A 13194-nucleotide genomic window follows, 5' to 3' on the forward strand; every position below is an offset into this window, starting at 1 on the left:
ATCCTAGGGATTTTTTTTCAACTGCTGCTCCAGTAGTGTCCATTCGCTCATCAGCAAGTGTACTTTATCCAACAATTCCGGTCCTGGTAGCTTCTTGTTTCCGGGATCACCCGGATTATTAGTATGCTGGTTTGTTCGGTGGTAGGTACGGCGAGGGATTGCGCTTGGTACGCGGGAGTTTATATTACTCAAAAATCCCCTCCGGCCAGCGAAATCCGGCCCATCTTCCGATGGGTGGACGCTCGCGGCCGTGAGGGTTATTTGATGTGATTCTATGGTTTTACCTGCGGGGTGTTACTTCATTACTTCTTCAGCATACGGAAAATCATGACGGCGGCTTCCGCCCGTGTGGTGGCTGCGGCGGGATGAATGGATATGCCGTCTCCCCGCACGATGCCGTCTCTGACCAGAGCGGCTACACTATCTACGGCATACTTCGCTATCTTACTGCTGTCCGTATAGCCGTTTAAGTCTCCCGCACTGCCGCTAACCGTCAATTTATTCACCGCCATAAGTGCTCTGGCAGCGATGACCATCATATCCTGTCTGGTGATTTCTCCCTTCGGATTGAACCTGCTTCCGTCTACTCCCTGGATGATTCCCAGCTTCTTGGCGATGCCCAATGCTTCATAATAGTAGGCACCCTGACTGACATCTGTGAAGCTGGAATCTGCCTCTGCTTCAAGTCCCAGTGCCCGCACCAGCATCAGCACAAAATCCGCTCTCGTGATGTTTTCTCCTGGATTAAAGGTCGTATCAGAGGTTCCTGTGATTATACCCAGCCCGTATAGCGTGTCAATCGCCTCAGAAGCCCAGCTATACTTGGCCTGCACATCCTGGAATAGGCTGGCAGGCACCGGTGAAGGTGCCGAAGTTACAGCTGGTGACGGCGATGGCGACACTACTGCTCCAGGCACAGGGGTAGGCGTTGGTGCAGATGACGGGATAGAACCTGGCGCAGATGTCGGCGCTGGTGTCGATATTGGCGTCGGTGTCGGTGTTGGTGTTGGTGTTGGTGTTGGTGTTGGTGTCGGTGTTGGTGTTGGTGTTGGTGTTGGTGTTGGTCGTGTTGTTGGTGTTGGCGTCGGCTCAGACGGACCGCTGCTGTCTTTTAGCGTAGTTACAGAGAGGGCGGGACCATTCGTGCTCCAGTTCCCTGCCTCATCCCCGGCCTGCACCGAGAAATGATACTCTTTTTCCGCAGCAAGTCCGGCTACCTCATACTGCAGCACCGTACCAGGTAACGCCGCTATCTCCTCCGATCCCTTATAGATTCTGTAGCTTGTCACTCCCGTATCATCCTCAGCCCGCGTCCAGGTTAATGTCAGGCCGGATGCCGTGATCCGTGAAGCTTCAAGCTTGCTGCCCTCCGTCCAGACCGGAGGTGTGGTGTCGGTAGCAGGCAGCGTGGTTGCTGACACCGAAGGCCCACCCTCGCTCCAATTGCCGCCCATATCGCCTGCCTCCACTTTGAACGTATACTGCTTACCCGGCTGTAATCCCGTTACCTGATAACTATATACAGCACCGGTTACGGTCTCCGTGTACACAGCATCTGTAACCGTAATCGGCTGGTCTCCGGTTCCGTTCATAATCCGGTAACCGTAGATGCCGCTGTCATCTGTGGCCGAAGCCGACCAGGTCAGCGTCAGCCCGCTACTTGTGATACTGGAAGCGGCAAGTGTACTGCCTTCCGCCCAGACCGGCGGTGTGATGTCTTCACCCGGCAGAGTGGTCACCATGGCGCTCGGTCCGTCCTTACTCCAATTCCCCGCAGCATCTCTTGCCTCCACCTTGAAGGTATACTGCGTGTTCGGCAGCAGCCCGGATACCTCATAACGGTATACGGCTCCGGCTCCGGTCTCCACCGGCTCAATGCCGGTTACAAGCAGCGGCTCGGCATCGATCCCGTTGTAGATGCGATAGCCGGTAACACCCAGATTATCCATTGCCGCCGGCCACGATAAGGTAACCCCGTTGCGCGTAACACCGGTAGCTTCAAGCTTGCTTCCCTCAGGCCAGATTTGTCCCGTCTCGCCCAGGGTCTTCACCAGTGTGACCCCAGAGAAAGTGACTTTGAAGTCCGTTACAACGCTCGTATTGGTTCCGTACAACTGCACCTTGGCATCCTTGAAGAAGTCCGGGGTATACGTTGACGGATTGCCCATCGCCGTCCAGGAAGAACCGCTGTTCGTGGAGAAATACCCTTGAACCACATTGCCCTCTTTTACAATCCGCAAATAATAGTTCGTGCCGCTCAGATTCGTCTGATTCGTATTGTTCGTGAAGGGCTGATTGCCTATTAACCCCGAATTATTCACTTTGATATTGGCGCTTACCTTTCTGGCATTGATCCGGTAAAATTCACCGTTTGTAGTCCGGCTGATGCCAAGTCCTGCTTGGGAATTCTCACCCACCGACGAATCATTAAGCGGTTTGTCTACCGTAAGCTTCGCTGTAAGTGTCCAGTTACCTTCAGCCGAACCCGGCATCTGCAGCATATTATGGCTGCCCGGATATTCCGTGTCGCCCTTCAAGGTCTGAATGGCCGCGCCCTCCGCGCTATAGCCAAGGGCAGTCTGCGGATCAGCCGGATTGATGACTTCCCAGCCCGCTGGAAGGCCATTTGAGAAATCAACCACCTCGTTGGTACTGAAGAAAATTTTATAAGTCTTGATCTGTTCTCCTTTGACGAACCGGACTACTGCCGTGCCTTGCGCACTGTCCGCCTGAGAGATGCTTACGATTTCAGACGGGTCATTGGTTGATGCCGTTACCTTCGGCACGGTGTTCCCGGTAACCGTGTACTTGTATTCATACTTCGCGGCATCGAAGTTAGACGGCTGAACGCCATCCACGAAAATATTGCGCGAAGTCACAGCCTCCGGCGTCAGTGATAGCTGATCGGCGTAGAGGATGTTGGCATCCTTTGCATACACCGCCAGCACCACCTTGGCCGTACCTGCCGGCTCATCATAGGTAAACGGAGCATTAGGCGTCTCATGCCAGTCCGCCACCTTCACATCCACAGGCTGGAAGGAGCTTAAGCTGAGCGGCCCGCCCTCAAGAATGCGTCCGATGAATTTGCCGCCCGCCCAGTATGCAGGATCACCGGCTTCACGGGCTGCGTACGGTTCAGGCATATCGCGGCCATTGATCGGAGTCATGCCGAGCTGATTCCCGTTCCCGTCGTAATACACCAGCGCCGCTTCGACATCACCCGGATGCTCCGCAGCCACATCATAGCTCTCCGGACGGCTCATCATCGAGAGGAAGTAGCCCTTGAAGTTATAGCTCTCTCCCTTGTTCAGCTTACCGGTAACATCCTGCCACATTCCGTCATACTGCTGCGCAGCTTCGATGCGGCCAGCAAGCTTGCCGGAACCGGCAACCTTCGAGGTGGTGCTGTTCTTCAGGTAACGTGACAGACCCGAATAGCTCTGTATGGTATCCGCCGTTAACACAGGTCCTGCGGCAGCAGGCTCAAAGGTTCCCTTGTTGTAACGTCCGGCAGACCAGTTGTCTGTATTGGAAGCGGTCGCCGTATCAAAATCCCCGTTGAGCAGCAGATTGCCTGGTATGGATACTGTAGAGTTATTAGCCGCAGTACTCCAGTCGGCATCGCCTGCTCCGAACAGGAAGCGGTCAACGGTGAGGGTACCCGCAGTCCCGTTCGGTTCGGCCACAATATACAGATCCTTATGGCCGTAAGCACTAAGATCGCCTGTATCGACCATGTCCTGGAATTTACCGTATACCTCATTGGCTGGTACCGGAATTTCTGCTACGCGCGTGCCTTGGGACAGGATATCGGCGCTATTGCCGACAGCGGTTCCCACCGGAAGCACATAGGCGGCCAGCTTACCTCCTTGAGCCGACTTACTCTGGGCGGTCAGGTACAGCAAGTGTCTGCGTACAACGCCGCCGTTCGCGGAGCCATCTGCAAAGTTCAGATTTCTATAGGCGAGATAACCGCCTGCACCCAGTGTCACTGCCTCATTCGCACGGCCCGCATTACCTGCACTATCGCCGGGCACGCTGTTGTCATTCCCCTCTGCTTCCAGCGTTGAGAAAATATCGCGCTCGCCGTCTAGTCCCTGGTACGAGGCAAATTTGCCTTGGGACGGAACAATAGTGACGATGCTGGCAGACGGGATGTCAACAACGAACTTGCCGCCCGTTACCGGAATCGTGGCCAGCTTCTTCTGATTCTCGCTGCCTGAAGTCCGGAACACGGTTACGCTTGTCGTGCCCGCCGGGAAGTCCTTCAGATTGAATTCAAGCGGCTGAACGCTGTCATCATTCTTGGCATTCGATACTGTCATCGAGAAATCATTGGTATCCGGGTTCTTGAAGGCGACCACGTTGATATCGGCCGCAGGTACCCGTGTCACATCAAACCGTACATCTCCGGGATTCATGAACCGGGAGAAATGCCCATAGCCGTAGAAGCGCTTGAACAGCCGGTATTCCCCCGTCAGCGTGCTGATCCGTCCCGGCTCCTGCTGGGAGTTGGTCGTCACGAAGCGGATCAGGTCGGAGCCGTCCGCACCGTTGCTGTCCCACATGCTCCACCAGACGAAGCCGTTAAATCCGGGGTTGCTGCTGAACATATTGGTCAGCAGATTGGACCAGCGTACAGCGTCATTGATATTCTGGTTGCCGTAACGCTGGGTGTAGGCACCGGCCGATCCGTCACCGGTATCCTGATTCATGAACTCGGCCTGCCAGAGCTTGTATTTGGTCAGGTACTCGGGATACTTACTTCCATCCTTGGAGTAATCCAGCGGACTCTGGGAGAAGTCACCGGTATGGTAGAGCTTGTTCTCATCCGTGCCGATCCCGACCGTTCCATACAGATGGGTGGTAAATACGTCGAGGTAAGGATTTTTGTCCAGTGCATTGTCAGGGTCGGTCTGACTGAACACTTCGCCGCCTCTGCTTAAGGAAGCGTTCAGATTGGTGCCGTCCACGGCAGCAAGCTGGGGAATGAAGTCAATGAGCTTGCCGTCCGGATTCTTGATATCGTAGAGGTCGCCGCCCGGCTGCATGGACTTCTTCAAGGCAGGACCGATATAACCGTTAATCAGCTCGGTAACGTACGCGGCTGACCCGCCCGCGAGATCAACCTCATTAAAGGGATTGATGTGGGTAATCGGAATTCCGTATTGCTCCCACATTCCGCGGATATAATTCACGAGATAATCGGCATAGGCCTGATAATAGATTTTCACCGCTTTTCCATTAATCGTGGCTGTATCGCTGCGGACAATCTTATTCGGGGAGCCTGTCGAAGACTGGCTCATCCAGTAAGGCACAGTCCATGTACAGGCGTAGAACTGCTTGACGCCGTATTGCATCGCCTGGCGCATTGTCCAGACCTGATCCACATCGAACAGCTCTTTGCGGGTACGCGGGGAGTTCTTGATTACCACAGGATGATCCCCCGGTGCGCTCAGGAGATTGGTCGGGCCTCCATCGTCATTCGCGGCCGGCTGATCCCAGGAAGGATAATCCCATACGAAATCCTGCACAGGCACCAGCGTACCTGGAGCGTGTTCCGGTTCAACAGGCCAGATACTGTCGGTATTGCCATCGTAATAGCGGTTCTCCGCTTCTATTTTGTATCCATATTGCCCGCCCGTTCCACGCAGGGGAATAGCATTGCCTTCAATATCGAAGCCGGGATTATTCACATCGGCCAGGAGACTGGTGAGCGGGTTGAAGCCCGGGCTGGCCGCCGTAGCCCCGGAAGTCGTCAGGCCGCCGTTGTCGCCGATGATCACCCGGACAATATCGTGGCCTGTTCCTGCCTGTTCACTGAAGGTCAGATCCAGCAGATGCCTGACAGTGTCTTGATGTCCGGCCGACGCCAGCTGCAGCATATGGATGGAATCCGTGTAAGCATAAGCGGCGCCAACACCATCCATCGTCTGGTAAGTCTTGTACCAGTCCGCGGTTACCTGTGCCGGGGCAACTGCGGCCTGAACGGCAGCAGCCGGAGCAGCTTGAAGCGGGTTAGAGAATGGCATAGGGGTAATGACGGACAGCAGCAGCACGCCAGCCATTGAAACCGAGAGTGCCTTTCTCCTGATCTTTTTACTCATCCTAGAGATTCCTCCTCTTGTATGCGCTTACATGTTTTTACCTGGTAATATCTTAACAATTGAACTTGGACATTTGTAGCAGAAGGATGCACGATTCATTTTAAAATAACACTATTCTCTTTCAAATTTAAACGATGTCGCGGAATGCCAAAAATCCCGGCCCGTAAACGCACTATACAAGCTGCATTTACATGCCGGGATTAAATTTCAGCCTATTGAACCGATGAGGCTCCAGAGCCTACTGGGCGGTCACAGTAATGCTGTCCACATTCGGGCCTTCCGTACCGGTAGTCACCACTTTTACCGTATTATTGCCGACATTCATAGGGACCTGAACCGTCTTCTCCCCCCAGGAGGACCAGGCACCCGTTGCGGTAAATGCGGCATTGCTGATAACCTTGCTGCCGTTCACATACACATCCAGATTTCTTGTGCCGCTCTCCAGGGCATAGCGGAATTTCAGATTCTTGGTTCCGGCCACCGCACAGTACACACTGTTCCACTGGATCGCAGCATCCGTTGCCGCATTAAAATTGACGTAGCCGCTGCCCGTATAACCGGCATTGACTGTCTCTGCGGCCGCATTCGTCAGTGTGGTGCCAGTCTCAGCCTCATAAGTCGTTCCCGAGCCGGTACCGCCCCCGCTTCCAAGTTCCGCTACAAAGGTCGTTACACTTAGCGCCGGAAGCTGGGCTGTAAAGGAACCGTTCGATACATTGATGGATGCTCCCCCAGCAACCTTCCGGCTCGCGTCCGTGATCCATGTCGAAGCACTGGAGGCCGTCCCGTTCTGCAGGACAAACTTCTGGCTTACGGTCGATGTGCTTTTGTTAATAGCGACAATAACCGCCTTGTTATCTCCCTTGTAGGCCGAGACATAGACATTGGTATTAGGATTCTTCGTGGCATCCACTCTCACATAACCCGGACGGACGAACTTGGAGAATTGGGCCATGCTGTCCCCGCGCTTGCTGATCGTGCCGTCCTCATTCATCGGGCTGTATTGACGGCGGATATACCACCATACATAGGCCTGGAAATCCCCTTCAACCAGCGCATTATGCATATGGTATGCCACTTCCAGCGCTTCCGGCCACAGGTTGGCCGAGTTGTTATTGCTGTTAGGATAGTAGACCTCGGTCATCCACAGATCTTTGCCTGCACCCTTCTGCTTGAAGAGCGGATAGGCAAAGTTGTTCACCTGAGTTCCATACAAGTGCGCCCCCAGAATGTCCATATTGGCCAGCGCCTGGGAATCATTCAGAATCGGGTCAGACATATTCTTCAGATATTGAAAGGACTCCGGCGCAATGACACGGCAGTTGATCGCACCGGCATAATTCTTCATGAAGTTCAGCATTTCGGCCGGCGTCCACCAGGTCCAGGTCTCGGCATAGTCCGGCTCATTCTGCACCGAAATCGCATACAGGTCAACCCCGTTATTCTTCATGTACGTCACGAAATCATTCAGATGCTGGGCATATGCGCCGTACTTGTCGTATCTCAGACGCTTGGCTGAAGGATTCCCGTTGCGGTTGAAGGTCTCTGTCATACTGCTCGGCGGATTCCACGGCGAAGCAAAGACGATTGCTCCCTTGGCAATGGCCGCCTTGGCCGTATCCAGCTCCCTATACCAGTTGTTCGGGTTTTCGTCTACTGAGATTCTCAGAATCGAGAATCCAAGCTGGTTCGCCCCGTTGCCGAAGGCGGTCTCCCGCTGCGCGGCTGTCAGATCCCCGATCCAGACCGGATGGTTAATACCCCCGAACCCGCGAATTACCTGCTTCTGGTCGGACAGATTGACGGTCACATCGCTGGCCGCATTTACTTTGGGCGGCGGGGGAATCACCATTGCAGACAGCATGGTCACACTAGCCAATAGGGTCAACAGTGATTTTTTGAACTTTGATTTCATTGCTTCAGCTCCTCTTCATATGAAATATTCTTAACCTATCAGTTCTGCCGGATCTTCTCCCGCCACACCTCCTGTCTGCTAGAAGCGGCAGATGAACGCCATACAGGCTTGTCCATGATTCTTGCAGCACTTGCAAGCGCTTCCTTTTCCTGTATTATAGTAAATATCTGCTAGTCTAGTCGTTGCACATCAGAGAGAATATATTGCGCGGATACCGATAATCCCTATATTTCCATTTGAAGGAATGTATGCCATGGAACAGGATGTCCAGTATGTGTTCACCCCGATCCCGGAAGAAATGATCTGCTTCCACAAGTCAACCACCACGGAGCAGCTCAACCCGGCTCAGCCCTACCACCGGCATGATGCTTACGAAATCTACCTGTTTCTGAGAGGCAATGCCTATATGTATGTGGAGCAGGCCTGTTACCAGCTGGCCCCCGGCGATCTGCTCCTGATCCGGCCCGGTGAGATGCACCGGTGCGTCTGTGCCGACAACCAGCCGTATGAACGGATCGGGCTGAATCTGAGAAGGTCCGCCCTTCAGCGGCTGTCCAGCAGCCGGACGAATCTGCTGGCCTGCTTCCAATCCTCACCCTCCGGGCTGAACACACTGATCCGGCTCTCCCGTGAACAGTGCGCCTTCTACTCCCGGCTGGCGGACCAATTGATTCATAGCCTCCACTCGCAGGATTACGGACAGGACCTGCTGGCCGATTGCTATTCCACCCGGCTGCTTGTATTCATTAATACCCTGCAGCAATCCTCCTCCGCCCTGCCGCACAATCTCATGCCGGAGCTGGTCCGGATGACGATGGCCTACATCGAGGAGCACCTGCTCGAACCGATCTACTCCGCTCAGCTGGAGCAGGAATTTCATTACAGCGGCAAATATATAAGCCAGCAATTCAAAGAGCATACGGGACTTACCATCCGCTCTTATATTGTCAATAAGCGCATCTCCTTGGCCATGAGCCACCTTGCCGCCGGCAAGAGCGTCGCGGCCGCCTGCGAGCTGTCCGGCTTCAGCGATTACGCCAACTTCATCCGCAGCTTCACCAAGGTAGCCGGAGTATCTCCGGGCAGATACCGGGCAGGGATGCTGCCGTAAGTGCCCGGGCATTCTTTTGAAAAAGGTAAGGTTCATTATAGCGGTCTTTTCCCTTACGTTCGGCGTAATGTGCTGATACAGTAGGTTAAGAGAATAATATTATGGGGGTTAAGATGAAGGCGACAATTCAACCAATAACAGATACAAACAAGGAACAATTTGAGAACTTATTTAATTATTATCTCTACGAGCTTTCTGCTTACTCACAGGAGGATGTTGGAACAAAAGGCATCTACGAAATGGAAGACATCTCGCCATATTATAGGGATGAACGGTTGCATCCTTACTTCATCACGTTTAATGGCAAAATCGTTGGGTTTATTCTGGTTACCTCTCCTCCTTATGTTGCACAGGAAGTGGACTATTCAGTGCAGGAGCTGTTTGTATTGCCCAAATACAGAGGCACGAATATAGCCAAAGATGCTGTCATGCAAATCTTAAAACTGCACTCGGGCCGCTACGAGGTGGGGATGTTCAAATCGAATGTAAAAGCGGTTAAGTTCTGGACAAAGCTTATAGCAGCACTGGAAATTCCGGTCTCCGCAGAAGACGGGGTCACTGAAGTTCAAGGAAAAGTATTGCAGACAGTCGGTATGAAATTTACGGTAGCTTAATCGGAGCTGTCCCAGAAGCCATGAAACGGCTGCTTGGGATAGCTCTTTCTGCTGGAGTAGATTCAGCATGAGCACCTGGGGGAGGGGACACTCCGACATTACCTGCGTATCAGCAAAATATATGCTGTTTTTCGCATACATTCAGGCCTCATGCCTGCGTATCAGCAAATGTATGCTGTTTTTCGCATACATTCAGGCCTCATGCCTGCGCATCAGCAAAATATATGCTGTTTTTCGCATACATTCAGGCCTCACGCCTGCGCATCAGCAAATGTATGCTGTTTTTCGCATACATTCAGGCCTCATGCCTGCGCATCAGCAAAATATATGCTGTTTTTCGTTCCCACAATAAAAGGGGCTGTCACTTTTGGGACAGCCCCATATTTTTGACAGAATATCAACATTGAGAATGAACAGCTTTACTCGCTGTCCGCCTCCCAGTAATCGCCAACTAGACCTTCAATAATACTGCCGCTGGCCCAGGGCATCAGACAGAACCAGGTGCTGGCCGGTGAGCCGTCACTGTAGGTCTCTGTTACCAGCCCTTCGGAATGACAGAAGCGCTCGGACATCCAGCCCGTCAAGCCGTGATCGAATTCCCGGTCATACCGGTTGTAGGTCTGACAGCCCCAGCCGACGGTATCCAGCATCCGCTGCTTCACATACGGATCTTCACGCCGCTTCACATAATAGTACAGCTCATCTACCACGCTGCTCGACATGGGATGGATATGCGGATTGGCGACTGAGGTCACGCTCCCCCCCGAGCTGGACCAGCCCACCGTGCTGAGCGGCGGCACTTTAACCGGTGAATTATAGACGAATTTGAAGGTGAACTCGTAAGCAAGCGCATCCCGCATATGATCCAGATACAGCTCATCTCCTGTAAGGGCATGCAGATATCTGACCGCCCGGATGTACGCCAGAATCCCTTCAGAATCCACCGCCTTATCCGCATCAAGCGGCGCCCCATAACATTCCATCCGTCTCACATAGGTCTCATAATAATGCCGCTCGCTGCGCTTCAGGCTGTCCAGATGCGACCGGTTTCCTGTTAGCCAGCTGTAGTAGGCGATTGCAGCCATGATCCAGGTTCCGCTGAAGGAATCGTATTCAAGCCCGGCACCGGTTCGCTCGGAGAGAATCGTCGGGTATTCATCGTCCGAATTCCGGCTTCGTTCCAGTACAGGGAGAATCTTCCGCACGAAGTCCACCCACTCCTCGTGAACGACATGCTTGAGCCGTTTCTCGTATTCATAGGCCTTCATAATATAGAATAAGGCCTGTCCGCACAGATAGGCGGAATGTCCCGGAGTACGCATTCCGTCGAACCACCAGCCGTTAATACTCCATTTCCCATCCTGATAGGCCTCGTAGGGAAGACCGGAAGCCGGGTTCATGGAGTTCCCGATGATATTCTCAATGCAGGAGAGTGCCTGCCCGCGCATCGGCTCATCCTCCAGCCGCAGCGCAGCCATCAGCATAGGAGTGGCTACAGTCAGACCGTCTGTCCAGCTGGTCGAGATGATTTTATTATACCGGTACCCGCCCGTCTCCTTGTCCTCATAGACGAAGGTGGTGTAGCTCCGGTCCTCAGGCAGCCACGCGTATTGATAGATCGCCTTCGACAGATCGGCCGCAGCGGTCCGCATATCACTTCCAGATCTCGGTGGCTGATGATAGCGGAAATAGATGTCTTCCAGCGCAGTATTAATGCCCAGCTCAGACTCAGCCTTGTAGTCATACAGATCCAGCATGAACGCTACTGACTCTGAGGCCGCCAGTTCAAAGCAGTTCTCCTCCAGAGGTGCCCGTTCCTTGACAAGACGGGATTTGATGAACAGAAGCGGAGCATTCTCATACCCCAGCGTATAGCCGACCGTTCCCTTGGCAAGTGAGCAGGTGAAGCCGCCATACTGGTAGAACTCCCCTTCATGCCCGGGCTTCCACTGGATCTTCTCTCCCTCTCTGTATATAAAATAAGGGCTGGCGCATAAACCGTACACTTTGCCAGTGTCATATACAAGCGCCGCCGGATGCGACAGCCGGTCGCTTCGGACCATCCACCAGGGAGAAGAAGGACGCGAGGGCTGGCCGTCTCTAAGCCGCGGGAACTCATTCGGAACATTCTGCGGTGCCTCTCCGCGGTTGCGTCCATACATAAAGGCAGGAAGAAAAAAGCGCGGGGCTGTCTTCGTAAACGGCAGCTCTACATGAATGACACCCGACCACGGCGTGCTGTTCAGATTCGTGATCGTTACAGATGCCTGATAAGGCTGCACGGCACTGCCTGCTCCGCCTGTTATCTCGACGGATGCTTGTAATCCATGTCCGTTCAATCCGGTATATTCAGGATCTTCCTGAAGCTTGCTTCTTGCCGTTATGATCAGTTCCATCATCCTGTCCTCCAGTCTGTTGTAATACGATAAAATGGTTGCAAATCATATTCCTGCATGCTAGGATAATGACATTTTAAAGTAGTTCCAGATAAGAATCCTTGCGAATTCCGCGCGATGTATTGCGCCAACTGACCTGGAGGTTACCGATGAACGACCCTTTTGAGCTGCGGTATGATCCTATCCATAAAGATTTCCTCTACCTGCACAGGACGACTACCTATAATATGGGGACCTTCTATCACCGCCATGAAGCGTATGAGTTATACTTGTTCCTGCGCGGCAATGTCAACTTCTATATTGAGAACAGCTGTTACCATATGGAACGGGGTGATCTGCTTGTGATGAATCCGGAAGAGATGCACCGTTCCTTCAGCCAGGATGAATCAGAATACGAACGGATCACGATCAATCTCCAAAAATCCTATCTGCACCGCCTGTCTACTCCGGCTACCCCGCTATCCTGGTGCTTCGACTACCGTCCGAAGGGTAAGGGCAACATTGTGCATCTGGAGGAAGCCGAGCTTCAACAGGTGCTACGGTTGACCGGTGATTTGGAGAAGGCCCTCTCATCGGATGCGTATGGAGCAGATATCCTCGCCAACAGCATGCTTGCTCAATTATTGGTGCTGACCAACACCGTGTTTCATAGAACAAGCATCGTTCCTGCAGATATCATGCCGGAGCTGGTCCGCAGGACCATGGAGTATATTGATGCCCATCTGGGCCAGACCCTCACGCTTGAGCAGCTTAGTAGCACCTTTCATTTGAACAGCACCTATATTAGCCGTCAGTTCAAACAGCATACAGGCCTGACGTTACGTTCCTACATACTGGACCGCAGGATTTCGTTGGCCAAGGCTTACCTCCGCGACGGGCTTAGCCTTACCGAGGCCTGTTATCAATCCGGCTTCAGCGATTACGCCAATTTCATCCGCAGCTTCACCAAGGTGGCCGGAGTATCCCCTGGAAGGTACGCCAAGCAGGAATAAACAGTTCGGAGTGCGGCAAAAAAACAAGCCTCCCGTAACGGGAGGCTTGCAGGTTCGCA

The 13194-nt window shown here is 53.2% G+C and carries 6 protein-coding genes; 3 read left to right on the forward strand and 3 right to left on the reverse strand.

Annotated elements, in window-relative coordinates:
* Positions 1-302 precede the first annotated feature (302 nt).
* The gene (locus tag NSS64_RS16475) at positions 303-6107 is read right to left on the reverse strand and encodes an S-layer homology domain-containing protein (RefSeq protein WP_341140820.1); all 5805 of its coding nucleotides are present in this window, start codon (positions 6105-6107) and stop codon (positions 303-305) included.
* A gap of 238 nt (positions 6108-6345) precedes the next feature.
* Positions 6346-8022: a carbohydrate-binding protein gene (locus NSS64_RS16480; protein ID WP_341140821.1), complete on the reverse strand. Its 1677-nt coding sequence runs from the start codon at positions 8020-8022 to the stop codon at positions 6346-6348.
* A 253-nt stretch (positions 8023-8275) separates the two neighbouring features.
* Between NSS64_RS16480 and NSS64_RS16485 the strand changes: the two genes are divergently transcribed.
* Positions 8276-9133 carry an AraC family transcriptional regulator gene (locus NSS64_RS16485; RefSeq protein ID WP_341140822.1) on the forward strand — a complete coding sequence of 286 codons (858 nt, stop codon included), beginning with the start codon at positions 8276-8278 and terminating at the stop codon, positions 9131-9133.
* A gap of 113 nt (positions 9134-9246) precedes the next feature.
* Positions 9247-9747, forward strand: coding sequence for a GNAT family N-acetyltransferase (locus NSS64_RS16490; RefSeq protein ID WP_341140823.1), 501 nt, complete (start codon positions 9247-9249; stop codon positions 9745-9747).
* 419 nt (positions 9748-10166) lie between these two features.
* Here the strand turns inward: NSS64_RS16490 and NSS64_RS16495 are convergent, their stop codons facing one another.
* A complete protein-coding gene (locus tag NSS64_RS16495) occupies positions 10167-12143 on the reverse strand; it encodes a hypothetical protein (protein WP_341140824.1) in 1977 nt (658 codons plus the stop codon).
* Positions 12144-12292: 149 nt separating this feature from the next.
* On the opposite strand from NSS64_RS16495, the gene NSS64_RS16500 reads away from it, so the two are divergent.
* A complete protein-coding gene (locus tag NSS64_RS16500; protein ID WP_341140825.1) occupies positions 12293-13135 on the forward strand; it encodes an AraC family transcriptional regulator in 843 nt (280 codons plus the stop codon).
* The last annotated feature ends 59 nt before the right edge of the window (positions 13136-13194 follow it).

The organism is Paenibacillus sp. FSL H8-0122 (genome assembly GCF_038005345.1).
Lineage (GTDB): Bacteria > Bacillota > Bacilli > Paenibacillales > Paenibacillaceae > Paenibacillus_AQ.